Origin of the sequence: Aquimarina macrocephali (genome assembly GCF_051627225.1) — a bacterium.
In the GTDB taxonomy this organism is placed as follows: domain Bacteria; phylum Bacteroidota; class Bacteroidia; order Flavobacteriales; family Flavobacteriaceae; genus Aquimarina; species Aquimarina macrocephali.
Window position 1 is genome coordinate 3,574,988 of the sequence record NZ_CP151795.1, and the last position, 25,088, is coordinate 3,600,075.

General features: G+C 32.8%; 26 protein-coding genes and 3 tRNA genes. 16 read left to right on the forward strand and 13 right to left on the reverse strand.

Going from position 1 to position 25,088, the window contains the following annotated elements; translation table 11 throughout:
- Positions 1-10 precede the first annotated feature (10 nt).
- The 12 genes from AAFU52_RS15480 to AAFU52_RS15535 all read left to right on the forward strand — a co-directional run bounded on the left by AAFU52_RS15480 (position 11) and on the right by AAFU52_RS15535 (position 9,805).
- Positions 11-469: a nucleoside 2-deoxyribosyltransferase domain-containing protein gene (locus AAFU52_RS15480; protein WP_024768752.1), complete on the forward strand. Its 459-nt coding sequence runs from the start codon at positions 11-13 to the stop codon at positions 467-469.
- Positions 466-1,101, forward strand: coding sequence for a DUF4291 domain-containing protein (locus AAFU52_RS15485; protein ID WP_438422517.1), 636 nt, complete (start codon positions 466-468; stop codon positions 1,099-1,101). The genes AAFU52_RS15480 and AAFU52_RS15485 overlap by 4 nt, the downstream gene beginning before the upstream one ends.
- Positions 1,098-1,616 (forward strand): O-acetyl-ADP-ribose deacetylase, encoded by a 519-nt coding sequence (locus AAFU52_RS15490; RefSeq protein ID WP_024768748.1) that lies wholly within the window; start codon positions 1,098-1,100, stop codon positions 1,614-1,616. The genes AAFU52_RS15485 and AAFU52_RS15490 overlap by 4 nt, the downstream gene beginning before the upstream one ends.
- Positions 1,603-2,148: an RNA 2'-phosphotransferase gene (locus tag AAFU52_RS15495; RefSeq protein ID WP_438422519.1), complete on the forward strand. Its 546-nt coding sequence runs from the start codon at positions 1,603-1,605 to the stop codon at positions 2,146-2,148. Before AAFU52_RS15490 ends, AAFU52_RS15495 begins: the two co-directional genes overlap by 14 nt.
- A 65-nt stretch (positions 2,149-2,213) precedes the next feature.
- The gene (locus AAFU52_RS15500) at positions 2,214-2,762 is read left to right on the forward strand and encodes a prolyl hydroxylase family protein (RefSeq protein WP_438422520.1); all 549 of its coding nucleotides are present in this window, start codon (positions 2,214-2,216) and stop codon (positions 2,760-2,762) included.
- 35 nt (positions 2,763-2,797) lie between these two features.
- A complete protein-coding gene (locus AAFU52_RS15505) occupies positions 2,798-3,706 on the forward strand; it encodes an ADP-ribosylglycohydrolase family protein (protein WP_438422521.1) in 909 nt (302 codons plus the stop codon).
- A gap of 1 nt (position 3,707) precedes the next feature.
- On the forward strand, positions 3,708-4,436 hold the full coding sequence (locus tag AAFU52_RS15510; RefSeq protein WP_438422522.1) for a metallophosphoesterase: 729 nt from the start codon (positions 3,708-3,710) through the stop codon (positions 4,434-4,436).
- A gap of 76 nt (positions 4,437-4,512) precedes the next feature.
- Positions 4,513-5,667, forward strand: coding sequence for a hypothetical protein (locus AAFU52_RS15515; RefSeq protein WP_438422524.1), 1,155 nt, complete (start codon positions 4,513-4,515; stop codon positions 5,665-5,667).
- Between the two features lie 110 nt (positions 5,668-5,777).
- A complete protein-coding gene (locus tag AAFU52_RS15520) occupies positions 5,778-7,223 on the forward strand; it encodes a nicotinate phosphoribosyltransferase (RefSeq protein WP_024768744.1) in 1,446 nt (481 codons plus the stop codon).
- Between the two features lie 133 nt (positions 7,224-7,356).
- Complete coding sequence (locus AAFU52_RS15525) at positions 7,357-8,025, forward strand: Crp/Fnr family transcriptional regulator (protein ID WP_024768743.1); 669 nt, start codon at positions 7,357-7,359, stop codon at positions 8,023-8,025.
- 72 nt (positions 8,026-8,097) lie between these two features.
- A complete protein-coding gene (locus AAFU52_RS15530) occupies positions 8,098-9,006 on the forward strand; it encodes an anti-sigma factor domain-containing protein (RefSeq protein WP_024768742.1) in 909 nt (302 codons plus the stop codon).
- 238 nt (positions 9,007-9,244) lie between these two features.
- Entirely contained in the window at positions 9,245-9,805 is a 561-nt protein-coding gene (locus AAFU52_RS15535) for a TlpA family protein disulfide reductase (protein ID WP_438422525.1), read from the forward strand.
- A gap of 3 nt (positions 9,806-9,808) precedes the next feature.
- Here the strand turns inward: AAFU52_RS15535 and AAFU52_RS15540 are convergent, their stop codons facing one another.
- The 5 genes from AAFU52_RS15540 to AAFU52_RS15560 form a co-directional block, all read right to left on the reverse strand.
- A complete protein-coding gene (locus tag AAFU52_RS15540; protein ID WP_024768740.1) occupies positions 9,809-10,258 on the reverse strand; it encodes a sterol desaturase family protein in 450 nt (149 codons plus the stop codon).
- A gap of 26 nt (positions 10,259-10,284) precedes the next feature.
- Positions 10,285-11,124 (reverse strand): phytoene/squalene synthase family protein, encoded by an 840-nt coding sequence (locus tag AAFU52_RS15545; RefSeq protein ID WP_024768739.1) that lies wholly within the window; start codon positions 11,122-11,124, stop codon positions 10,285-10,287.
- 30 nt (positions 11,125-11,154) lie between these two features.
- A complete protein-coding gene (locus AAFU52_RS15550; RefSeq protein WP_438422526.1) occupies positions 11,155-12,651 on the reverse strand; it encodes a phytoene desaturase family protein in 1,497 nt (498 codons plus the stop codon).
- Between the two features lie 19 nt (positions 12,652-12,670).
- Positions 12,671-13,567: a MerR family transcriptional regulator gene (locus AAFU52_RS15555; RefSeq protein ID WP_438422527.1), complete on the reverse strand. Its 897-nt coding sequence runs from the start codon at positions 13,565-13,567 to the stop codon at positions 12,671-12,673.
- A 214-nt stretch (positions 13,568-13,781) separates the two neighbouring features.
- Positions 13,782-14,339: an RNA polymerase sigma factor gene (locus AAFU52_RS15560; RefSeq protein ID WP_438422528.1), complete on the reverse strand. Its 558-nt coding sequence runs from the start codon at positions 14,337-14,339 to the stop codon at positions 13,782-13,784.
- An 88-nt stretch (positions 14,340-14,427) separates the two neighbouring features.
- Here AAFU52_RS15560 and AAFU52_RS15565 point away from each other — a divergent pair, with 88 nt between their 5' ends.
- On the forward strand, positions 14,428-15,594 hold the full coding sequence (locus AAFU52_RS15565) for a FecR family protein (protein ID WP_438422530.1): 1,167 nt from the start codon (positions 14,428-14,430) through the stop codon (positions 15,592-15,594).
- Between the two features lie 83 nt (positions 15,595-15,677).
- Complete coding sequence (locus tag AAFU52_RS15570) at positions 15,678-18,920, forward strand: TonB-dependent receptor domain-containing protein (protein WP_438422531.1); 3,243 nt, start codon at positions 15,678-15,680, stop codon at positions 18,918-18,920.
- 602 nt (positions 18,921-19,522) lie between these two features.
- Here AAFU52_RS15570 and AAFU52_RS15575 read toward each other — a convergent pair.
- The 3 genes from AAFU52_RS15575 to AAFU52_RS15585 all read right to left on the reverse strand — a co-directional run bounded on the left by AAFU52_RS15575 (position 19,523) and on the right by AAFU52_RS15585 (position 19,882).
- Positions 19,523-19,606 (reverse strand) — tRNA-Leu (locus tag AAFU52_RS15575).
- Between the two features lie 64 nt (positions 19,607-19,670).
- Positions 19,671-19,743, reverse strand: a tRNA-Lys gene (locus AAFU52_RS15580).
- 66 nt (positions 19,744-19,809) lie between these two features.
- A tRNA-Lys gene (locus AAFU52_RS15585) sits at positions 19,810-19,882 on the reverse strand.
- 134 nt (positions 19,883-20,016) lie between these two features.
- Between AAFU52_RS15585 and AAFU52_RS15590 the strand changes: the two genes are divergently transcribed.
- Positions 20,017-20,538 carry a shikimate kinase gene (locus AAFU52_RS15590; RefSeq protein ID WP_438422533.1) on the forward strand — a complete coding sequence of 174 codons (522 nt, stop codon included), beginning with the start codon at positions 20,017-20,019 and terminating at the stop codon, positions 20,536-20,538.
- On the opposite strand, the gene AAFU52_RS15595 is transcribed toward AAFU52_RS15590, so the two are convergent.
- From AAFU52_RS15595 to AAFU52_RS15605, 3 genes are all read right to left on the reverse strand, one after another.
- Entirely contained in the window at positions 20,530-21,030 is a 501-nt protein-coding gene (locus AAFU52_RS15595) for a phosphoribosyltransferase family protein (protein ID WP_438422534.1), read from the reverse strand. The two genes, AAFU52_RS15590 and AAFU52_RS15595, sit on opposite strands and share 9 nt — an antisense overlap.
- 89 nt (positions 21,031-21,119) lie before the next feature.
- Positions 21,120-21,704 carry a methyltransferase domain-containing protein gene (locus AAFU52_RS15600; protein WP_024768731.1) on the reverse strand — a complete coding sequence of 195 codons (585 nt, stop codon included), beginning with the start codon at positions 21,702-21,704 and terminating at the stop codon, positions 21,120-21,122.
- The gene (locus AAFU52_RS15605; RefSeq protein WP_438422535.1) at positions 21,701-22,105 is read right to left on the reverse strand and encodes an RNA-binding S4 domain-containing protein; all 405 of its coding nucleotides are present in this window, start codon (positions 22,103-22,105) and stop codon (positions 21,701-21,703) included. Before AAFU52_RS15605 ends, AAFU52_RS15600 begins: the two co-directional genes overlap by 4 nt.
- 90 nt (positions 22,106-22,195) lie before the next feature.
- Here AAFU52_RS15605 and AAFU52_RS15610 point away from each other — a divergent pair, with 90 nt between their 5' ends.
- A complete protein-coding gene (locus tag AAFU52_RS15610) occupies positions 22,196-23,167 on the forward strand; it encodes an FKBP-type peptidyl-prolyl cis-trans isomerase (protein WP_438422536.1) in 972 nt (323 codons plus the stop codon).
- Between the two features lie 47 nt (positions 23,168-23,214).
- Here AAFU52_RS15610 and AAFU52_RS15615 read toward each other — a convergent pair whose 3' ends face one another.
- A complete protein-coding gene (locus AAFU52_RS15615) occupies positions 23,215-23,799 on the reverse strand; it encodes a porin family protein (protein WP_438422537.1) in 585 nt (194 codons plus the stop codon).
- Between the two features lie 335 nt (positions 23,800-24,134).
- A complete protein-coding gene (locus AAFU52_RS15620; protein WP_438422538.1) occupies positions 24,135-25,088 on the reverse strand; it encodes a transketolase family protein in 954 nt (317 codons plus the stop codon).

The window sequence follows — 25,088 nt, forward strand, 5'->3', positions numbered from 1 at the left end:
ATAACAAAAAATGAATTTAATAGTACCACCAATTACCCCAGAATTGAATAAAAACCTAAGTGTTTTTCTGGCAGGAAGTATAGAATTAGATGTAGCTCAAAGATGGCAGGATAAGGTGGTAGAGAAACTAACAGAAGAAAATGTCACACTGTTAAACCCCAGAAGATCGAGTTGGGATGCCAGTTGGGAACAAAAGATAGATAATCCAGTTTTTAAAGAACAAGTACTTTGGGAGTTAGAAGCTTTAGAAAAAGCAGACATGATCATCATGTATTTTGATAAAAACACAAAATCACCTATAACACTACTAGAGTTAGGGTTATATGCAAAGAGTAATAAATTGATAGTATGCTGCCCAGAAGGATTTTGGAGAAAAGGAAATGTAGATGTTGTCTGTGAGCAGTACGGAGTACAAAAAGTGAATAGTTTGGAGGAATTGATTAATGAAGTAAAGAAAAAATTAAAATGAAATTACAACTTAAAAAATATAAAGAACAAGAGAAAGAATGGCCCCAAAGCGGGTATCATATCATGGCACAATATGATGACGAGAAAATAATAGTATACCAATCTTATCGTCTCGAAATAGGAAGTTTTGCCGTAAAAAATCAATTTTTTGGAGGAGCTTTTAGCTTAGACAGAATGACATGGATTAAACCTAATTTCTTGTGGATGATGTACAGAAATGGTTGGGGGACAAAAGAAGGACAAGAAGTCGTATTGGCCATACACCTTAAAAAAGAAGCTTTTGAGAGCTATGTTAAAAATGCTGTGTATTCATCGTTTAAACCAGAATTATATGTGTCGTATGAAGCCTGGCAGGAAGATGTTGCAAATTCTAATGTGAGATTGCAATGGGATCCCGATCATGATCCATATGGAGTGAAATTAGAAAGACGAGCCATCCAGATTGGATTAAGAAAGGAGTTTATAAAGTCATATGCAAAAGATGATGTTTTGGAGATTGAAGATGTTTCTGATTTTGTTAGTGAGCAATATAAATTTGTGAAAAATAAAGATTTGGAAAATCTGGTTATTCCAGCAGAAAAACCATTGATATTTAAGGATGAAAAATTGAATACATATTTGAAACTAAAATGAAAATAGTAGTAATCCAATCTGATATCACTACGATTAAAGTCGATGCTATTGTCAACGCAGCAAATTCTTCTCTTTTGGGAGGTGGTGGAGTGGATGGAGCGATTCATCGCAAAGGTGGGGCTGCTATCCTGGAAGCTTGTAGAGTTGTTAGAGCTAGGCAAGGTAAATGTAATCCAGGAGAAGCTGTGATCACGACAGCAGGTAATCTTCCTGCAAATTATGTTATTCATACCGTAGGACCAGTTTGGAATAATGAAGGAAAAGAAAAGGAAGAACTATTGAGAAACTGCTATATCAATTCATTAAAATTAGCAATTGAGAATGGAGTAAAAAAGATAGCTTTTCCAAATATAAGTACAGGAATCTATAAATTCCCTAAAAATGTTGCGGCAAGAATAGCTGTCGAAGTGGCTAAAAATTTTGATCAAAATAAGATTGAAGAGATAGTCTTTGTTTGTTTTGATCAGGAAAATTTTGAGCTGTATAATGAATTATTAAAAAATGAAAACAAATAATAAACATATAAGTAAATTTTTAAGCCTTATTCTAAGGCATAACCCTGATAAAGTGGGGATACAACTCGATGAAAAGGGTTGGACAGATGTACAGGAATTACTACAAAAAGTAAAAAGGCACCGGCCTGAATTAAGTATGGATGTATTAGAAGAAGTTGTAGCATCCTGTGATAAGCAACGCTTTGCTTTTAACGAAGATCATACGAGGATTAGAGCCAGTCAGGGTCACTCAATACAGGTAGATTTAGAATATCAACCAAAGCAGCCCCCAGAATTCTTGTATCACGGTACAGTGGCTAAATTTATGGATGCCATTAGAGAAAAAGGGTTATTAAAAATGAACAGGCATCATGTACATCTTAGTAAAGAAAGAGAAACGGCTATTAAAGTAGGATCGAGAAGAGGGAAACCTATTATTCTAACTGTGAGATCGGGTGAAATGTATGCCAAAGGAATAGAGTTTTATCAATCGGATAATGAAGTGTGGCTAACCGATGTAGTAGCTCCAGAATATATTGAGTTTAAATCATAATATATCCAGACCTCACAGGTTTTTAAAACCTGTGAGGTCTTAAACAATTATAAAGAATAATCTAAATGAAAAGGAAAGAGTTACATCCAGAAATATTTCTCATTGAAAATTTTCTCTCTAAAGAAATATGTGACCAATTTATTGAAAAAGGAGAACAGGTTTCATTTGAAGAAGCAAAAGTTAATATTGATGGCAAGCAGGTAATGGTAAAGGGTATTCGAAATAACCAACGTATTTTGTTTAAGGATGAAATACTTGGAAAAAAAATATGGTCAAAAATAGAACCCCTTGCAGTTGAAACTTTTGGAAATTACAGAGCGATTGGCCTTAATGAAATGTTTAGGATATACAAATATGGCGAAGGACAACGCTTTAAAATGCATAGAGATGGAAGTTATGAACGAAATGAAAATGAATGCAGTTTCTTCTCATTTTTGATATATCTTAACGATGATTTCGAAGGAGGAGAAACTTATTTTGAAGAAGGGATTACAGTTAATCCAAAACTAGGTGATGCTTTAGTATTTCATCATCCGTTACGACATGAAGGTAGGCCTATTATTAAAGGAACTAAATATGTCTTAAGAACAGATATAATGTATAGACTATTGTAGTGATAGAGTTTAAAGATGTGTTACAACAAAATAAAATGATTACTAAAAAAGAAAGATTTCTTGGTTCTATGTTTTTAGGAGCTATTGGTGATGCTATCGGGAGCGGATATGAAAATGTAGAACAAATCGAAGAGAATATCTTTTACCCTTTTGGAAAACCAGAGGAGAAAATACCTGAATGGAATATTACAGATGATACGCAATTAACATTAGCGACTTGTGAAGCATTGATTGAAGATCTTTTTTTGGATCCACAAATACTATCTAATTATTTTGTTTCTTATTTTACTAATGGAATGATTACAGGAATAGGAGCATCAACGTTAAAGGCCATTAGGGAACTCCAAATTGGCTTGGATTGGAGTCAAACCGGTAGAAGAGGAGAATACTCTGCAGGTAATGGAGCGGCAATGCGTGTTGCTCCAATAGCTTTTTTTAAAAATATTTCAAGAGAACGAATAGAACAAATATGTTCCATAACACATTATAATTCTGAGGCATATATTGGAGCTTTAGCAGTAGTTCTTGCAATTAAAACCATTATAGAAGAGAATTGGATAAATGAAATAAGTTTAATGAAATTAATTACTTCGGATTTACCAGATTCAAATGTAAAAGATAGGTTACTAGAATTAGATATTTTATCTAAAACAAAATCAATAACTGAAATTGCTAGTTTAGGGAATGATGGATATGTTGTTAATTCAGTTCCTTTTTCGATTTTTTCTGCAAATATGATAAAAGAAAAACCTATTGATCTCATTTTTGATGAAATTATAAATAGTGGCGGAGATACGGATACGAATTGTTCAATAACTGGACAAATAGTGGGAACTTATATTGGTTATAATGGTATACCTAAATATTTGAAAGATAATTTAAAGAAATTACCTGAATATTCTTGGATGAATAATATTGTTAATAGGTTGAGCAAAGAAATGTAAGATGAGAACCCTGGTAATTGGAGATATACATGGTGGTCATAGGGCTTTACTTCAGGTTTTAGAACGAGCAAATGTAACGTCAGAAGATACCCTGGTTTTTTTGGGAGACTACGTAGATGGTTGGAGTGAATCGGCTATAGTAATACAAGAACTTATAAAACTCTCTACATCCAATACATGTGTTTTTATACGAGGAAATCATGACCTGTGGTGCGGGTTATGGCTAGAAAAAGGAGTAACCAACCCTGTATGGCTGGCACATGGAGGAAAAGAAACAATCCATAGCTATATTCAATCAGGATTACTTACCAAAGAAACTCATAAAGCATTTTTTAATATGTTGGAAGATTACTATCTGGATAAAGAGGGTAGGCTTTTTGTACATGCAGGATTTACATCTATGCATGGCGTAGGAAAAGAGGAGTATGATTCTAATTATTATTGGGATCGAACATTATGGGAATCAGCATTACTTGCCGATAAAGTTGGAGAAGTAGCTTTAAAAGATGATCCACCAAAACGGTTTAGTCATTATTCTGAGATTTATATCGGGCATACGCCTACCATTGAGTATGGTAAAGATACTCCTATAAAAGCTTATAATCTCTGGAATATAGACACAGGAGCAGGTTTCAAGGGAAAACTTACCATACTAGATATTGATACTAAAAAATATTGGCAAAGTGATCCATTGCCTTCTTTATACCCTGATGAAAAAGGAAGAAACTAAATCTTTCTAACTTTAACGGGAAACAGGGTAGTTTTTAACAGAAATTGGATCTATTTTTATCTTCTAAAATTTTGTAATGATTAAGATCGAATTCTCATTAAGATATAGAATTAACTGGAGTAGCAAGATTATTTTACTCTTGTCATTGTGCATGCTTTCATTTAATCTTGTAAAATCTCAAAATATGGATAATGTTATTGATCAAGATTCTTTTGTAATTGTCGAAAAACCTCAAAAAATATACAAAGGATTTTATAAATATGGAAAACCATATAATGGATATTTTTCAAAAGGAAACGATGAATTTCCCAGAGTTGATTATTATGAGAATGGAGAAGCAAAATTTCAATATTCTTTAGATGTTTATCAAATGGCATTAGCACCAGAAACTTCTGAAATAGAAGGCTTACAAGAGCAACTAGGAGAAGTGATGAGTAAAGAAGATTATGAAGTATACATAAGAGATTTGTATAAACCAAAATTAAACATCAAATCTGTTTATAAGAATGGTAAAATAATAGATGGATATGAATATGAAGAAGTGCCTTCGGGAATATTCTCTAAAAAAATAGAGAATAAAAAATATACAGCATTACATATAGATATATTTGCTAAGCACTATTATCAGCGAACTTTGATAATTCAGAAAGGAGATAGTATTATTATAGGATCGCCTACCTTAGCTGCAGCAGGGGAGAAGTTGGAAATACAATTATTCAGGAAAAATAAGAGTTGGAAAGCTTCATATACTATAAATGAAAAAGAAATTGGTGCTAAATATTTTATGAAAGGAAATGTAGATGTTTTACCTGCGAATAGCACCATGTTTATATATGATCAAAGTGATGGAACATATGGTTATGGAACCAGTGGTTTTAAGGAATATTCGACCAAGTTAGATTTGGTAGACATACAGAAAATCTATTTTGAGAAACCAGAGATTTTTATCAATAAGAATATGCAATCTTTTTTTGATGAGTTTATAGAGACCATCATTAATGAAATGCATAAAAAAGATAAACAACGTCCAGAAGATCCTGAAATTTTTAGAGGATACATTCTCACAGGAGATAATGGTAAAATAATAGAGGGGATACGTTTCTTTGAGAAACCGAGAAACACATATTACATAGAATACAAAGACAGTTCTGAAGTTAAAAATGCTAAAGTAGATCTTAGTGGTTTTCAAAAAGTATTTAAGGAATTCATGAATCGCAAGTATGAAAACTAACATGTTTTCTACCAGTTTTTGAAATAATCCAGAAGAAAATTCTTTTAAGATTTTATCAGTTTAAAAATAAAAACTATATTTGCGTATAAATAACGCAAAATAGAATAAAGATGAATCCATTACTATTAACAGACGGTTATAAATTAGGACATAAAGAGCAATATCCAAACGGAACTACTTTTGTGTATTCTAACTGGACACCTAGGAAAAGTAGAATAGAAGGAATTGATAATGTAGTGTTTTTTGGGTTGCAGTATTTTATTAAAGAATATTTAATCAAACAATTCAACGAACAGTTTTTCAATCTTCCCAAAGAAGAAGTGACTGCAGAATATAAAAAATATGTAGATCATTATCTGGGTATAGATTATGATATTGCACATATCGAAGAATTACACGATTTAGGATATTTACCGATTAAAATCAAATCCTTACCAGAGGGAACAGAAGTTCCTATTCGAGTACCGATGTTTACAGTAATGAACACTAAACCAGAATTTTTCTGGCTTACCAATTACCTGGAAACTTTATTGTCTAATATTATTTGGCAACCTTGTACTTCTGCTACTATTGCAAAACAATATCAAAGCATTTTATCCTCTTTTGCAATAGAAACAGATCGTAATAATATAGAGTTTATTACCTGGCAGGGTCACGATTTTTCGATGCGAGGAATGTCGGGAACAGAATCTTCAATTCTTAGCGGTATGGGACATGCATTATCATTTTCTGGGAGTGATACATTGCCTGTAGCAAAAGCTTTTGAAACATATTATAATGCAGATGTTACCAAAGAATTAGTTATTGGTAGTGTAAATGCTACAGAGCATAGTGTGATGTGTGCAGGAAGTAAAGATGATGAAATAGGAACCTTTAGAAGGTTATTAGAGACATATCCAACGGGAATATTATCTGTAGTATCTGATACCTGGGATCTTTGGAAAGTGCTAACAGAATATTTGCCTAAACTAAAAAATGAAATCCTCGACAGAGAAGGAAAACTTGTCATTAGACCAGATTCTGGTGATCCTGTGGATATTATTTGTGGATGTGATCATAAGAATCCAATAGTTGCTAAGGGTGTTATAGAATTACTTTGGGATGAATTTGGAGGAACTATAAATGATCAGGGATACAAAGTGTTGAATCCAAAAATCGGAGCTATCTATGGAGATAGTATTACAATAGAAAGAGCAACCCAGATTTGTGAAAAGTTAAAAGCTAAAGGTTTTGCTTCTACTAATGTGGTTCTGGGAATAGGGAGTTTTACATATCAATACAATACCCGAGATACTTTTGGATTTGCAATGAAAGCTACTTATGTAGAAGTACAGGGAGAAGGAAGAGAAATATTTAAAGATCCGATCACAGATGATGGGACTAAAAAATCTGCAAAAGGGCGTATTCAATTATATGAAGAACAAGGAAAAATAGTGTATAAAGATCAGGTTTCTGAACAAGAAGAAAATCAAGGATTATTAAAAACTGTTTTTAAAGATGGAGAGTTACTAATAGAAGATAATTTGTTTACGATTCGTAAAAGAATTGCTCAATAAATTAAGTTTATATCATGAAATTCACAAAACCCCTTAAAATTAAGCTTTTAAGGGGTTTCTAATACAATAATGTAAGGGATTTGAGTGTTTTACGACATAAGTAGATAAACTAACATCATAAAACATAATCATCATGAGTGCAATCTGGTTTTTTGAGGATTCAGATCTCTTTAAGGTATTATGCCCTCATAAGTTTAAAAGGTATAAAAAGGATCACGACTTTGATGCTTACCGAAAGAACGACTATATTTATTTTGAAGAAGATTCTGCAAACAAAGTATACCTTATAGAAAAAGGAAAGGTAAAAATTGGATACTATGCAGAAGATGGATACGAGGTAATAAAAGCTATTCTTACTCGGGGAGAGATTTTTGGTGAAAAAGCTATTCTTGGAGAAAACAAAAGAACAGAGTTTGCGCAATCTGTCGATAATACAACTTCTATTTGTCCCATCGGTGTAGAAACCATGCATGGACTTATGCGCGAGAATCAATCTTTTAGCCTTAGAATCTATAAATTTATAGGTATGCGATTTAAACGCTTAGAAAGAAGATTACAGTTACTTCTCTTTAAAGATACCAAAACAAGATTATTAGAGTTCTTAAATGAGCTTAAAGAAGACTACGGGCACTGTTGTCCTTATACAGGAGATATGGTAATAGAGCATCCTTATACCCAAAAAGACATAGCTCATCTTATCGGTACATCGAGACCAACCTTAAATATTATTCTAAACGAATTAAAGGAATCTAACGTCATAGATTTTAATAGAAAAGAGATTCGTTTAAAAAATGTTGCTTAATGTTAGGTGGCTAACATTTTAAAAACTTCAATGTTAATAATTTTATGGTCTAATAATCATAAAAAAAAAGCAATGTTTAAAAAAACAATTATAGGTACTCTGATTATCGGATGTATTGTTTCTTCTTGTAACAATGATGATGACTCTGGTAATGTACCTACAGAATCAAATGTAACACTTAATCTTAGTGGATTAGAAGACTTAGGGAGTGATTACCTTTATGAAGGATGGATTATCGTTAATGAAGCTCCAGTTTCTACAGGAACATTTTCTGTAAATAGTGCGGGAGAATTATCTAGTACTTCTTTTATGGTAAATACAGAATCGCTTAAGGCAGCGGCGGCTTTTGTATTAACAATAGAACCAAATCCAGATCCAAACCCGGCACCATCAGATACAAAACTATTAAAAGGTGATTTCGGAACCGGTAATACGGCAACAGTAGGGTTAGGGCCTGTAGGAGAAGGAGATTTTTCAGCTTCAGCAGGAGGGTTTTTCTTAAGAACCCCAACAGATGAGGCTTCGGGAACTGCTAATAATGGTAATGATCAATTTGGAGTATGGTTTGGTACTCCAGGAATGCCTCCGGCAGCAAATTTAACCTTACCGGTTCTTGATGCAGGATGGAAATATGAAGGATGGGTAGTAGCAGATGGAGTACCCGTTTCTACCGGAACATTTACAATGAATAATACAGCAGATGATAATGCAGGAAACCTTAATGGGTTTAGTGAGACAGCTTCTAATGGACCACAATTACCAGGAGAAGACTTTTTTAGAAATGCTCCAGACGGAGTAACATTTCCATTAGATGTTAGAGGAAAAACGGTTGTGATTTCTGTAGAACCATTTCCAGACAATGCAGCAGCACCATTTTTGTTGAAACCTTTGGTTGGTACAGCAGGTACAGATACCGCACCTACTAGTTATACCTTTGAGCTTAATAGTGCTTCATTTCCTTCCGGAAGTGTAACAAGATAATAGTTCATTGTTATTTTTTGTTAGTTTTAAAGCGCAATCTTTGATTGCGCTTTATTAATTTAAGAAAACTGTATTTTAAGAATTAAGTCTATATCTACCTTAGATGTAGTGCCATTTATTTATATAACTTTGTAAGGTGTTTCAGGATTTTGTTACTAATCAAAATATCTGTGACAATAGATGAAAAAATCAAATGAATTCATGATATGAGTTCTAAAAAATCAAAATATTTAGATAGATGAAGTTTAATAAAAAGAACATTTCAAATGTGATTTTTGCAATCATATTGATATTATTTTTTATTCCTAATACCAGAGGGATGATGCAGATATTTTTAACCAGAATTTTCTCTTTTAGCCCCGGGATAGTAAAAGTAGAAGAAAGAGCAAAAGTAGCATCATATGACTGGAAATTACATGGAGTAAATACAGCATCTACTAATTTTAATACAGCTAAAGATAAAGTTGTATTAATCAATTACTGGGCTACATGGTGCCCTCCTTGCATAGCAGAAATGCCTTCATTGCAAAAATTGTATAATGATTATAAAGATGAAGTAGTATTTCTCTTTGTAACTACAGATGATGATCCAGAATTAAATAAGTTTATGAAGAATAAAAACTATAGCTACCCTATCTATAGATCATTATCAGAGCACCCAAAACCTTTTGTAAATAGCCCTATTCCACAGACATATCTTATTGATAAAAAAGGAAATATTATTATAGATAAAACGAATGCTGCAAACTGGAATAGTACAAAAGTGAGAGAAACTATAGATAATCTATTAGCCGAATAAAATCTATTTTTTAAAATATTTGAAAGGAACCACTAGCATACCAAAACATTCTCCTTTTTCCTTTTTTATATTTTTATGATGCATTTTATGAGCTCTTCGTACTCCTTTGGCGTACCAATTGCTCGTATTTCTGAATGCTTTAAAACGCTGATGTATAAAAATATCATGTACAACAAAATAGGCAATACCGTAAGCTAGAATGCCTAGACCTATAGCTCTTCCGATCCAAAATGTCTGTGAATCATGAAACAAAATACAAGACATACTTACTATAGCATAGAATACAAAGAATAAATCATTGCGTTCCCACCAACTGTCATGATCTTTATGATGATGATCTCTATGTAATGACCACAAAAAACCATGCATTACATATTTGTGAGTGAACCAAGCCATGAACTCCATAATAGAGAAGGCGGCAAGAAAAACTAATATTTGGATAACAACTTTCACAAAATAGGTTTTATACAAAAATAAGGCTAAATTAAGTTTAATCGATAGTCAAAATAGGATTTTGCTAATAATCCAAATTTTTGATAATTCGATACTCGTATACGTGTGTTTTTTATTTCTAAAGACGGAGTTTTTTTAAGCTTATTTAATAATTTTTTATAGTAAATAAATGCAGTATATACTCCAAATTTTGCTTCAACAGGAAGTTTTAAAATACCTTGTAAAGCTTTATCAAAATCTTCTTCTATTTCCTTGATAATTTTAAGTTTAGATTCTTCATCAAGTTCATTTAAATTTAGATTCGGAAAATAGGTTCTATTAAGATCTTCAAAATCTGTTTTTAGATCCCGTAAGAAATTAACCTTCTGAAAAGCAGAACCCAAATGCATTGCGCTTTGCTTTAAATCAGCATACTTTTCGGCATCCCCATTCACAAAAACTTTCAAACACATTAATCCAACTACATCTGCCGATCCATAAATATAATCTTTGTATTCTTGATCTGTTAGATAGTTGGTTTTATGCAAATCTAATCTCATACTTTTCATAAATGCTTCATACAACTCCGGACTAATATTATATTGATGAACTGTTTTTTGAAAAGAATTAAGAATAGGATTTAAGCTAATCTTATTTTTAATTGCTTTGTACATTTCCTCTTCAAAATCATTAAATAATTTTTCTTTATCATACTCATGAAATGTATCTACAATTTCATCTGCAAACCTTACAAAACCATAAATATTATAAATATCCTGCCGTATAGAATCTGATAACATTTTTGAAGCAAGCGAAAATGATGTACTGTAGGAATTTGTAACAATTTTGCTACAACTTTGCGATACAGTATCAAAAATAGACTTCATAAGATAGGATTTAAGGTTTAATTGAGTTTGTTATACTGTTGTACTAGGTTTTAACGTCTTGTTATATTTATAATGAGTTTCGATTAATCCAGCTACTAGTTTTCCTGAAATCAAAGATGGAGGTACACCCGGACCAGGAACAGTAAGCTGCCCGGTAAAAAATAAATCTTGTATTTTTTTGCTTTTTAACTTAGGTCTTAGGAATGCAGTTTGTAAAAGTGTATTAGCCATTCCATAGGCATTTCCTTTGTAAGAATTATATTCTTTTATAAAGTCTTTAATACAAAAGGACTCTTTAAAGATAATGCTATTTTTAACATTTTGATTTGTAAGTGCTTCAAAACGAGTCATGATTTTATCAAAATAACGTTCTCTTAGTTCGTTGGTATCTTCTATTCCTGGAGCTAACGGGATAAGGAAAAACCCATTTTCTTTGCCTTTAGGAGCAGATTCTGGATCTGTTAAAGAAGTGAAATTGGCATAAAACAATGGATCATCAGGCCATTTAGGGATGTCATAAATATCTCTTGTATGTTGCTCAAAATCGGTATCAAAAAATAAATTATGATGGTTAATATTTTGTAGCTTTTTATCAAACCCTACATAAAAGAGTAGAGAAGAAGGAGCAAAAGTTTTACGCTCCCAATATTTTTCAGAATATTGTCGATATTCTGGCGCTAATAATGTTTCCCCATGATGATAATCTGCTCCGCATAATACAACATCAGCATCTATTTTTTTACCATTTACAATAATGCCTTTTGCATGACCGTTTTCTACTACTATTTTTTCGACAGTCGCATTGGTGTGAATTGTTACACCGAGTGATCTGGCTAATTCTTCCATCCCCGCTATTACACTATACATTCCTCCCCTGGGATGCCAGGTTCCCAACCCAAAATCAGCATAATTCATAAAACTATAAAAAGCTGGAGTATCACTTGGTTTAGCACCTAAGAACAATACAGGAAACTCAAGAATTTGGATTAACTTTTTACTTTTAAATTCTTTACGAACTTCTTTAGAAATGGTACTAAAAAATTGACCTACTCGTAGAATTGTTTGTTTTGTTACCAGTTCTAATATGGAAACTCCTGGTCGATAGACTAAATCCTTAATTGCAATTTCATAATTATTTTGTGCAGTTTTGATAAACTTTTGTAGTTTAACCGAACTTCCCTTTTCTTCTGCTTCAAAGGTTTCATATATTTTTTCTAATGAATCACCTATCGTGATACTTTCATTGTTTTTAAAGAAAACTTTGTATGCAGGGTGTAGTTTGTCTAACGTATAATAATTAGAGGCTGATGTATCAAAATCCCTAAAAAAACGTTCAAACACATCAGGCATCCAATACCAAGAAGGACCAGTGTCGAACGTAAATCCTTCTTTTTTTAATTGACCAGCTCTGCCACCTACAGTCGCGTTTTTTTCAAAAACAGTTACATCATATCCTAATTTAGCCAGATAGCACGAAGCAGAAAGCGATGAAAATCCAGAACCGATGATTGCTATCTTTTTAGACATAACTGAAATAATTATAAAATTAAAACTCAGAAATTAATGAGCTAATTGATTCAAAATAACGATGGTTGTGTCCTGTGTTATTAGGAATATGCATGATTTGTTTGCCTAATATCCATAACTCATTGATTCTATTGGCACATACAATTGTATTAAAATCCTCAAGGTATTTTTTTATATTATCTTTTTCTGGTCTGATAGTGAAATAGGATATAAACACCACATCATCATGAAAAGAAAGCATATTAGGCAGACTGTCTAAAGGAATACTTGGACCCAGATAAATAGCCTTATATCCATGTAAGAGTACTTCATAATTAATATATAATAAACCTAATTCATGTATTTCGTTTTCTGGAAGAAATAAAATAAAAGCTCTATCCGTTTTGGTGGGTTTAGAATATTGAAGTTTTTCAATGTTTAGTAATAGCTTTTGCTTTATTAAATTAGAGATAAAATGTTCATGTGCAGGGCTAATTGTATCTGTCTGCCATAATAATCCTATTTCTTTTAATAAAGGAATAAAAAAATCAACAAATATTTCTTTAAAATTTCTTTTGCTCTCTAGTTGTGAATATGTCTCTAAAAATAGCTCAAGATCATAATTCAACATCGCAATTTTAAAGGAGTTCATAGCCTGGTTTTTGGTGCTATTGTCAGATACGATACTTCTTACATATTCATTAATTTCTTGTGTGCCTAATTTAGAAATTCTAGATATTTTGTAACCACTGTTTACCAGGTAAGTAACATTAAGTAGTTTCTGAAGATTTTTTAAATTGTATGTTCTTATATTGGTATCAGTACGATCAGGAGAAAGTAGATTATATCTTTTTTCCCATATTCTTATGGTGTGCGCTTTTACACCACAAAGATTCTCTAGATCTTTAATACTAAATGTTTGTTTAATATTGTTCACTTTTTTTTAGAAATTGTTAAACAAAACTAAGGAAAAGAAAACACTTTTTTTTTCAAAAAATGTTAAAATAGTACCGTTAATTGTTAAAAAACAAACATTTTTTATCAATTTGTTAATGATAAGAGGTTGATAGTGTGGTGTTAATATAGTTTTGTGATACTTAGTATATAATATAGCTTGATACTACTTCATTGTGTATTCTACAGTAGAAGATTTAAAAGAAAAAAATAGAAACATTAGTTTTTAAGAAACGCAAAGCTTTACTAATATGTATTTCGACGGTCTTAGTAGAAATACCTAAAATATCGGCTATTTCCTTATGTTTTTTTTGCTCTAAACGACTAAGTTTAAATACTTCTCTACATTTTTTTGGAAGTTGCTCAATAGCTTTTTCAAGTTTTATCCAATTTAAGTCTAATTGGTTTTCTTCTTCACTAGTATACATTTCGAATATGGCTTCCCATCTTAGAGAATCTAATGCATCGTATTCTTTTTTTTGTTGCCGTAGATGCATTAGAAATTCATTATGACAAGATCTGAAAAGATAATTTTTTAAGGATGAAGTAATTCGTAAAGTTGATTTTTTTTCCCAAAGCCTAAGTAAAACATTTTGCACCAGATCCTCAGACAATGACGAATTGTTAGAAAGCTTATAAACGTAGTTATACAGCCAGGAATAGTATTGATTAAACACTATTTTATAGCTGTCTTGATTTCCGTCTGTAAGCCCCTGAATCAGTAATTTTTCTATGTCCCGACTATCTTTTTTCATTATTAAAATCACCGACTAAATTAAAAAAAATAAAATAAAGTAAGGGATTTATGGTTTTTCTGCATCTTTTAAATAGAAAAAATGAAGAATGGATAATTATTTAACAGTAATTAAGAAGTACTTAGAAGGAGACATTTCGTCCTCAGATAAACAGGCATTACAACAATGGTTGGCTGAAAATCCTGATCATGAAATCCTTTTTAAGCAAGAAATAAAGAAATGGTATGGCACAAACAAAGAGTTGCCAGCAGATCCAAACTCTGCTTATGAACGTTTTATCTACACTATTGAGGAAAAGAAGGCTAAGGTGATTAGCCTAAAATCTTGGTCAGCGGTATTAAAATATGTTGCAGTTCTGGGAGGAGTACTTCTAGGAGGGTATTATTATACCACTCAGAATGTTACTGCTGTTAAAACAAACCCTACTGTTGTTGAAGCAAATACTCAACCTGTAGATAAAATCAAAATTGTTCAGGCAGATGGTACAGTTACATATACTGATTTTAATGATAAAGCAGATATTATAAATGCTAGTGGTAATTTGATTGGTAAAAAAGATCAGAATCAATTTATTGTTCAGCCAGGTACTGAGGTAACCGAAGCTAAGTATATTGAAATCTCTATTCCTAAAGGAAAATTATTTCAGCTCACATTATCCGACGGAACTAAAGTATGGCTAAATGCAGCGAGTAGTTTAAAATTCCCTCAGCATTTTATGCCTACAAAAGAAAATAGAATGGTCTATCTAAAAGGAGAAGCTTTCTTTGATGTTACCAAAAATAAAGAGCAGCCGTTTATAGTAAAAACAGAAAATGTAGATGTAGAAGTTTTAGGAACCCAGTTTAATGTATCTTCTTATGCCGAAGATGCTACGGTAAAAACTACATTGGTAGAAGGTGCTGTGGTTGTCAACGATCAAAATGAGAATACAAGCTCATTGCGACTAATACCCAACGATCAGGCAATTTTTAGTAAGCATAAAAAAATTATGCATAAACAAAAGGTAAATACATCCTTATATACTTCTTGGATGGATAAAAAGATTATACTACAAAACGAATCTTTTGTAGATGCATTTAAAAGGATAGAACGCAGCTATGATGTCTCGATAACAAGTCATAACAAAACATTAAACAATACACATTTTACAGGAGAATTTGATGTAGAGAATATCGAAGAAATCCTGAGAACATTTTCAGAAACTTTAAAATTTACATATGAAATAAAAGGTAAGAACATTACAATCAATCCGTAAAAAAAAAGGAAGTGCTGCTACACTTCCCTTACTGATTCGATTATTATTTAACAAAGTACTTAACAATCAAACTTTTCAAAAATATGAAAAAAAAGGGTAATCATGCGCTATTTTCACACGTAGCGTACCAATCAATTGTATTAAAAATGAAACTTACACTGGTTCTATTTAGTTTTTCCATCTTTCAGATGATGGCAACTTCGGGCTTTTCACAAGGCAAAATAGAACTTGATTTTGAGGAAACACCATTATCTGAAGTCATTGAAGAAATTAAAAACCAAACATCATATAAGTTTTTTTACATTAATGATGAGGTAAATCTAAGTCAAAAGACTACAATCCAGGTTAATAAAGAAACTCTGGATAAAGTTCTGGAACTCTTGTTTAATAGAACAGATATCTCATATTCTATTATCGGGAAACAAGTGATATTGAAAAAAACTCATTTACTTAAAGAGAAGATAGAGTTACAACGTGAGATTAAAGGAAATGTCAAAGACTTTAATGGAAATCCATTACCAGGGGCAAATGTGTTGGTTAAAGGAACTACAACTGGAGCTCAAACAGATTTTGACGGTAATTTTGCGATTAATTTATCAGGCGAAAACAATACTTTGATTGTTTCTTATATTGGTTTTGAAACTACAGAGGTAGATGTAACCGGTAAAGATTTTATTGAGATAGTATTACAAGATGCTGCTGCACAATTAGATGATGTAATTCTTGTAGGGTCTAGAAACCCTAGTCGTACTGCTACAGAAACTGCGGTGCCAATTGATGTTATCGATATCACTCAGATGGCTACTCAGGGACCACAGACTTCGATTAATGAAATTTTAAATTATGCAGCTCCTTCATTTACGTCACAGACCCAAACTGTTTCTGATGGGACAGATCATATCGATCCAGCTTCTTTACGTGGTTTAGGACCCGATCAGGTTTTGGTATTAATTAATGGAAAAAGAAGGCATAATACTTCACTGGTTAATGTAAATGGTACTGTTGGAGCGGGTAGTGTAGGTACGGATATGAACGCAATTCCTACTGCTGCTATTCAAAGAATTGAAGTGTTACGAGATGGAGCTGCTGCTCAATATGGATCTGATGCCATTGCTGGTGTGATTAATATTGTACTAAAAAAAGCGACGGGTAAATTAGATCTTACGCTTACTACAGGAGCTAATTTTAGCGAAAACTCTAATCAGTTTGATGGAGGTAGTGATGGCGAGAAAGTAAAATTAGAAGCAAATTATGGGTTAGCTTTAGGAGAAAATGGAGGATTTATCAATTTTACAGGATCACTTTCTACCAGGGAACCAGCGTTACGTAATCGCGATTATCAAGGAGATATTTTTAAAGGATTTCATGGAGCAGAACGTGTTTTTGCAGCAGGAGGAGGAAATGTTGCAGAAATGACACTTGCAGATTATCAAACCGCTGCTCAAGGAATCACATACCTGGATCAGAGTGTTAAGGACCAGATTGCGGCTTTAGATGTTAATAACCCTGCAGATGTAGATACCTTCAGAGGATTATTGGATATAGATGTCGATGAGGCAGAATTGACAGCTCGCGGATTAACCCGTACAGATTTTAGATTTAAAGTAGGTACAGCCAAATTAAGAGAAGGGAAATTCTTTGCCAATATGTCTATCCCGCTAAGTGATGATACCGAGATTTATAGTTTTGGTGGTATTAGTTATCGACAAGGATTGGCATCTGGATTTTACAGAAGACCAGCACAAGGAGATGGCAGAGCTAATACACCAGCATTTCCTAATGGATTCTTACCTAATATAGGAACAGATATTGTTGACAAATCTATCGCACTGGGAATCAAAGGTAAGATTAAGGATTGGAATGTGGATTTCTCGAATACATATGGGATCAATACTTTTGATATCACTGTTGGTAATTCTAGTAATGGAACCTTGGGCGTTGCAACACCAAGAACCTTTGATGCAGGATCATTAAGTTTTATGCAGAATACTACTAATCTGGATATTAGCAAATTTCATGAAGATATTTTTGAAGGATTTAATGTTGCAATGGGAGCAGAGTACAAAGTAGAGAACTACTCTATTACAGCAGGGGAGGAAGCTTCTTATACCAGTTATGATATTAACGGAAACCCCGTAACCAGTACTACTCCCGATAATGAATTAGTTCGAAATAATTTCACGGGAGCTGTACTTGGCGGAGGTTCACAAGTGTTTAGAGGATATGACCCGAATAACGAAACCGATAAATATAGAAATAGTATTGCGGGCTATATCGATCTGGAAGTTGATTTTACAAAGCAATGGTTAGTTAGCTTGGCAGGGAGATATGAAAACTATTCTGATTTTGGAGATACTTTTAACTATAAACTAGCAACCAGATATAAGATATCAGATAATTTTTCTGTACGAGGGGCCAATAGTACTGGATTTAGAGCACCGTCGTTACATCAGCAATTTTTTAGTAGAACCAGTACAGTTTTTGTGGATAATCAACCTTTTGAACAAGGTACATTTACCAATGATAGTAGAGCAGCGACTTTAATTGGGATAGCAAAATTAAAGGAAGAAACCTCTGATAGTTATAGTCTTGGATTTACAGCAAAAATTCAGAATTTCACAATCACTGCAGATGCCTATTTGATTACTATCGACGATAGAATAGTGTATAGCGGTAGTTTTGGAAACGGAGGCGATGCAGAGCTTACTCAGATATTTGAGGATGCAGGAGCTACCAGTGCACGTTTCTTTGTTAATGCAATTGATACCAAGTCTCAAGGTATAGATGTTGTGGTTTCTCATAAAGCCGACTTTGGGGAAAATGCAACTTTAAAAAGTGATCTGTCTGCCACATTTGCAGAAACCGAGGTAGAGGAGATTAGAATTCCGGCTAGAATTGCTAGTGCGGGTCAGGGAGGTAACTTCTTTGATGCACAGGAAGAAGCTTTTCTAACATTGGCACAACCAAGAACAAAATTAAGCCTTACCAATGCATTATCTATCGGAAGATATAATGTACTATTAAGAAACGTATTTTTTGGAGAGGTAACCGATCCAGATGATTTTAATGGAGACCAAAGAGTCGAAGGAACAGTAGTTAGTAATGATGCCGTTTATGGAGGAAAAGTGATAACCGACCTTTCTGTTTCTGCAAAGGTTTTTGAAAACCTTAATATTACCATAGGAGCTAACAATTTATTAGATGTATATCCCGATGAAAATAGAGCAGGAGGAACTGCTGGTGATCAGTTTGTGTATTCTCGAAGAACATCACAATTTGGATATACCGGAAGATTCTTATTTGCAAGAATTAATTTTAGCCTATAGTTGAGTTTGTATTATTAGTTTAATACAGTAATAGGCAGGGATAAACTTATCCCTGCCTATTTTTTAAATCATCATTATAACAGCAAGAAGTGAAGCTACACTAAATAATAGGCAGAGTTTTGCAAAGAAATAACTATTAATTTTTAGGTTAGTTTTCATGATTGATCGTTTTAGTGTTATATAAATTAGATGCGGAAAAACTATTCTTTATAAGCGTAGTAGCTTATCTATGAATAGCATGACTACAGGCCCCAGGAAGGCTTGATAAAAAACTAAGTACTACTCTGAAGTTAAATCTGAATTTGGTTCTAAAAAGATTCATAATATTTTTTTTAGTGTTGAATATTTAATTGGTTGCAGTTATGAGTTTTAATCATAACATTATGAATCAAAGGTAATTAGAGTTGTTGTCTTTCCAAATACGTGGAAATACGTAATTTTATATTGAAGAATGTGAACTAAAAGAGAAAGGGTTTTCTTGTGATTGAATATTTTGATAAATAAAAAAAGGTATTGGTAGTTTTGAAGAATGTAATTCTCTAAGAAAGAAAGAATATTGTGTATTTACTACTTTTAATGATGTGCACTATAATAGTATAGTGTGCCCAGAGCGGGAGTCGAACCCGCACGCCCTAATGGACACATGGCCCTCAACCATGCCTGTCTACCAGTTCCAGCACCTGGGCAGTATGAATACTACAATATAACATAAAACTAAAAAAGTACCGTAAAAATTACGATACTTTTTAGTGACCGGGCTGGGGCTCGAACCCAGGACCCTCTCCTTAAAAGGGAGATGCTCTACCAACTGAGCTACCAGGTCATTGATAATTTCATTATCAGATATTTTTAAGAACTGAATAAATAATAATCAACTATTATTTATTTGTGACCGGGCTGGGGCTCGAACCCAGGACCCTCTCCTTAAAAGGGAGATGCTCTACCAACTGAGCTACCAGGTCAGACATTCTTTTTTCCTTGAATGCGGGTGCAAATATACTATCATTAATTTATTTTTCAAGAAGAAATTCATATAAATTTGCATTTTGTTTAAAATGATGTTTTTTTTGAGTAATATCTATTTAATTTTTACGGTATGAATATAGTTTTAATGGGGTATATGGGAAGCGGAAAATCCCTGGTAGGCAAAGACTTGGCTGCTAAAATGAAATTGAGTTATCTTGATTTGGATGATTTTATAGAAATTCAAGAAAAAAAATCAATTAGAAAGATTTTTGATGATCAAGGTGAAATATATTTCAGAAAAAAGGAATCTTTATACCTTAATGAGGTGTTAGAGACATATAAAAACACTATTATTTCTCTTGGTGGAGGTACACCTTGTTTTGCAGGTAACTTAGAAATTGTAGCAAATAATGAAAATGCAAAAAGTATATATTTACAAACCTCGTTAGATGAACTAACAAAAAGGTTATTTGCAGAACGAAGCAAACGACCATTGATTTCTCATGTTACTACACCAAACGAACTTAAAGATTTTGTCCGTAAACACTTGTTTGAGCGATCTTTTTACTATAATCAAGCTGATTACAAAGTAATCACTGATCAAAAAAGTAAGGATCAAATAAGCGAAGAAATTAAAACTTTTTTATTTTAAAATAGCAAGGTCCTCATCTCCAAACTTTACAATGATATGCTCATGTAATGAAGTAGATAAAGAGATTCCTTTAAAATCGGCCTTAATTGGGTATTTCTTATGGTTTCGGTTAACCAAAACCGCAGTTTTAAATCTGGTAAGAGGAACATCAAGAAAATGTTTTACACCATAAATAAGAGCAGTACCCGAATTAAGTACATCATCTGCAAGAATTACAGGTTTGTTTTGATACTCAGCTGCGTCGATTGAAGTTTTTACAGTGTTATGAGGAGACTTTTTATTCATTGTAACCTCACATAACGTTATTTTTAAGTCAGAGATATCTTCTAATATGACTTTTAAGCGTTCGGCAAATATATATCCGTTTTCTGCTATCCCTGCAATTACAATCTCTTTTTCATCAACATTAGTTTCATAAATCTGATATGCAATACGTTTTATTTTGTGTTGTATTTGTTCGTGGGTAAGAATTATATTGTTGTCGGTTTGCATATTTCAGAATTGTTGATTGCTATTTATAATAGTATAAATAAACTATTACTAATGATTGTTTTTAATTATAAATAGAGTTTTATAAAAATTTATAACGGGTTTTCAAATATAAAAAAGAGTTCGTTACCCATACGTGGTTCTATAGAATTATAACAGTTTTCTAATGTTTTTATAGTAAAACACTCAGAAAACAAGAGCTCATATTCTTTTTTACTCCCTCCAAAAGGAGGCCCTTTATGCTCAAAATATTTATTAAATAAAACTCCGACCAGTTTTCCTTTTGGAGAAAGAAGGTTTGAGATTTTATGCGTATAATCTCTTCGCTGTTCTGGTGATAAAGCACAGAAGAAAGTTTGTTCGATAATTAAATCAAATGTCCCTTTATACTTAAAAAAGTCAGCACAAATTAATTTTTCAGAAGGAAACTCAGGTAATCGTCGTTTAAAACTTTGTAATACATCTTCTACAAGATCTAATATATAGATGTTTTTAAATCCCAGATTAAATAAGTATTCTGCTTCATAGGCATTTCCACAACCCGGAATAAGAATTTTAAGATCACGATCTTTCAACTGATCAAAATAATTGGTTATGGGAGGAGAAGCAAAACCAATATCCCACTCCGTTTGTCTATTTTGATAGCGATATTTCCAATATTCTTTATCTGGGATCATTCTTCACTATCATTTATTTCATCATCATTTACTTCATCATCAGAATACCAATCATCGATATCTCTTCGATCTTTTTTGGTAGGCCTGCCGGTACCTTTTTTTCGATAATAATCTTTAGAATATTTTAAAAGATCTAATTTTTGCAACGCTTCCTTTGGAGTAGTGTCTTTACGATAGATATCGACGAGTTTAGCTCCAATTCGATTGTCTGGTGTATCGAGTACCATAAGTTCATAATTAATTTGATTTTTACGAACAGTTATTTTATCCATAGGATAGATATCTCTGGAAGGTTTGATGATATTTCCGTTAACACGGATTTTACCATCTTTACATGCTTTTGTAGCAATACTTCGGGTTTTAAAGTATCGAATACACCATAAATATTTGTCAACTCGCATAAAAAATAATTAAAATGCGTTTTTATATTAAATAATTGTGAAACAAAAGTACAAGAAAATCGTATCTTGCGCCTTCAAAAAAGTAAATACATGAATGTAATAAAATATAGCTGTGCCATTGTGCTAGCTTTGGTGGTTTTATATGCTTGTAAAAAAGATGATGATGATGGTGGTGCAACTGCCGTTCCTGCAAGAGATAGAGGAGAACAACAAATAACTGATGATGCAGCACTTCAGGATTATTTGAGAACACATTTTTATACTCTTGAAGATGTTTTTATAAATAATGATGCTATAGCAGAATACCAACTTGCAAAGTTAGATACAATTGCTGATGCCAATATAGGAGAACAATCTATTTTGGATTCACCTCTTTTAACAACTAAAAAGATTACAAGGAACGATGTTGAATACACGTTGTATGTTTTAAACTTAAATAAAGGCGAAGGTACACATCAACCAACTTTTGCAGATTCCACTCTGGTGACATATCAGGGAGAGTTGTTGTATAAGCCAAAGACCTTTGATAAGGTGTTTGATAGCGCAGTAAATCCTGTTTGGTTTGATTTGGTGTCTGTTGTAGAGGGCTTTAGAGAATCATTAGTAGATTTTAAAGGGGCTTCGAGTTTTGTTCAGAATAGTGATGGTTCAGTTACACATACGGGTTATGGAAACCTGGTGGTATTTATGCCTTCTGGCTTAGCTTATTTTAATGAAGCTCGTTCAAGTATCCCTTCATATTCGCCATTAATTTTTAACATTCAATTGTATAAAGTTAACCAGGCTGATCATGATAGAGATGGTATACCGTCTTATTTAGAAGATATAGATGGTGATCGTTTGGTATTGGATATAGATGATGATACAGATAAAGATTCTGCTCCAGATTATGTAGATAATGATGATGATAGAGATGGTACACTAACCAGAGATGAAATAACGGTTAATGATGCTAATAATGATGGATTTATTACTCCGGATGAAATTACATTTTATGATGATGATGGCGATGGTATAAAGAATCATCTGGATGCTGATGATAGAGATTTAAAAAATGAATAAAAAAAACTCCGATTGAAAAATCGGAGTTTTTTTTAACGAATTTAGACCTATAAGTCCAAAGAAAGGCCTATAATGAGTTGATTTGGTCTAGAATCTACTCTTATGCTTTTATCTATTGATTCTGCGGTATTTTTGCTAAGCCCACGTTCATAACGGATATCTGCATTAAATCTGCCAAATTGCACACCAGCACCAAATTGTAATCCAACAGTAAACTCGTTTTTAACATCACCAAGCCTTACATCTTCTAAGTCTGTTTCAACAATATACTGTAATGCTGGGCCTCCAAAGACATGTATTGGTCCCAAAACAGAAATTCCTAAAAGAATGGGTAAATCTAACTTCTTAATCGTGTAATCGAGCTCTGCATTTGCAAGTTTGTATGTGCTGTTGTTCACGGTGTATTGTAATTCTGGTTTGAGATAAATATTATCGGTTAATTTTCCTCTTAAGAATACTCCCAAGTGATACCCAACCCTATCATCTGCTGTTGTTCTTGTGACATCGGTAATTTCGATTTTACCATTATCCCCATAATTAAGCCCTCCTTTTACTCCAAAAGTTACTCTTTTTTCCTGTGCAAGTATGGCGCAAGAAGTAAATAACATAAAAAAGATAAATACATTTTTCATTGTAAAATAATTTTTGCTTCAATCAGTATTATGTAATAGAATTTTGTTATTAGGGTTCAAAATGCAATAAAACCTGATGCTTTCTTAGTTTGCATAGTGTTAGATGTATTTACACTAAAAAAACATGGTATAGCATTATCAGGGTTTGAAGTCGCTTCAAACTGTAATAGATGATCTATTGCGTAATCTAGATTTAAAGATTAATAAATAATTTGAGTGATTTTGGTATAAAGGCTAGTCTATAGAGAACGAATGTCTTCTTGTTTTATTTTTTATAAAAACAAAAAACCTTCTGAAATAAATCAGAAGGTTTTCTTAATAGTATTTAAAAAGTATTATTTTCTTTTTACGACTTTTAACACAGCTTTGTTTATAGCTTCTGCATTTAAGCCATATTTTTCCATTAGCTGATCTGGTGTCCCACTTTCTCCAAAAGTGTCATTTGTTGCAATAAATTCTTGTGGTACGGGATTGTGCAGTGCTAAAACTCTTGAAACGCTTTCTCCTAAACCTCCTAAGAAATTATGCTCTTCTGCAGTAACCATACATCCTGTTTTCTTTACCGAATTTAGAATTGCTTCATCATCAAGTGGCTTTATTGTATGTATATTAATGACTTCTGCACTGATTCCTTGTTTGTGTAGCGATTCTGCAGCTTGTAAAGCTTCCCATACCAAATGGCCAGTAGCAACTATGGTTACATCGGTTCCTTCTTGTAACAGAACTGCTTTTCCGATTTCGAATTTTTGATCTTCTGGAGTGAAATTAGCAACTTTTGGTCTTCCAAACCTTAAATAAACCGGACCTTCGTAATCCGCTATTGCCAGAGTAGCAGCTTTGGTTTGATTATAATCACATGTATTGATTACTGTCATTCCTGGTAGCATTTTCATAAGACCAATATCTTCCAGAATTTGGTGTGTTGCTCCATCTTCTCCTAGTGTTAAACCAGCATGTGAAGCACAAATCTTTACATTTTTATCACTATACGCTATAGATTGACGAATTTGATCATAAACACGTCCAGTGGAGAAATTTGCAAACGTTCCTGTAAAAGGAATTTTACCACCTATAGTTAGCCCTGCTGCGATTCCCATCATATTTGCTTCAGCAATACCAATCTGAAAAAAACGTTCGGGGTGATTAGCGATAAAAGCATCCATTTTTAAAGAACCGATCAAATCAGCACATAATGCCACTACATTTTCATTAGTTTTACCTAATTCTTCTAAACCGGCTCCAAAACCAGAACGAGTATCTTTTTTTCCTGTGTCTATATATTTTTTCAT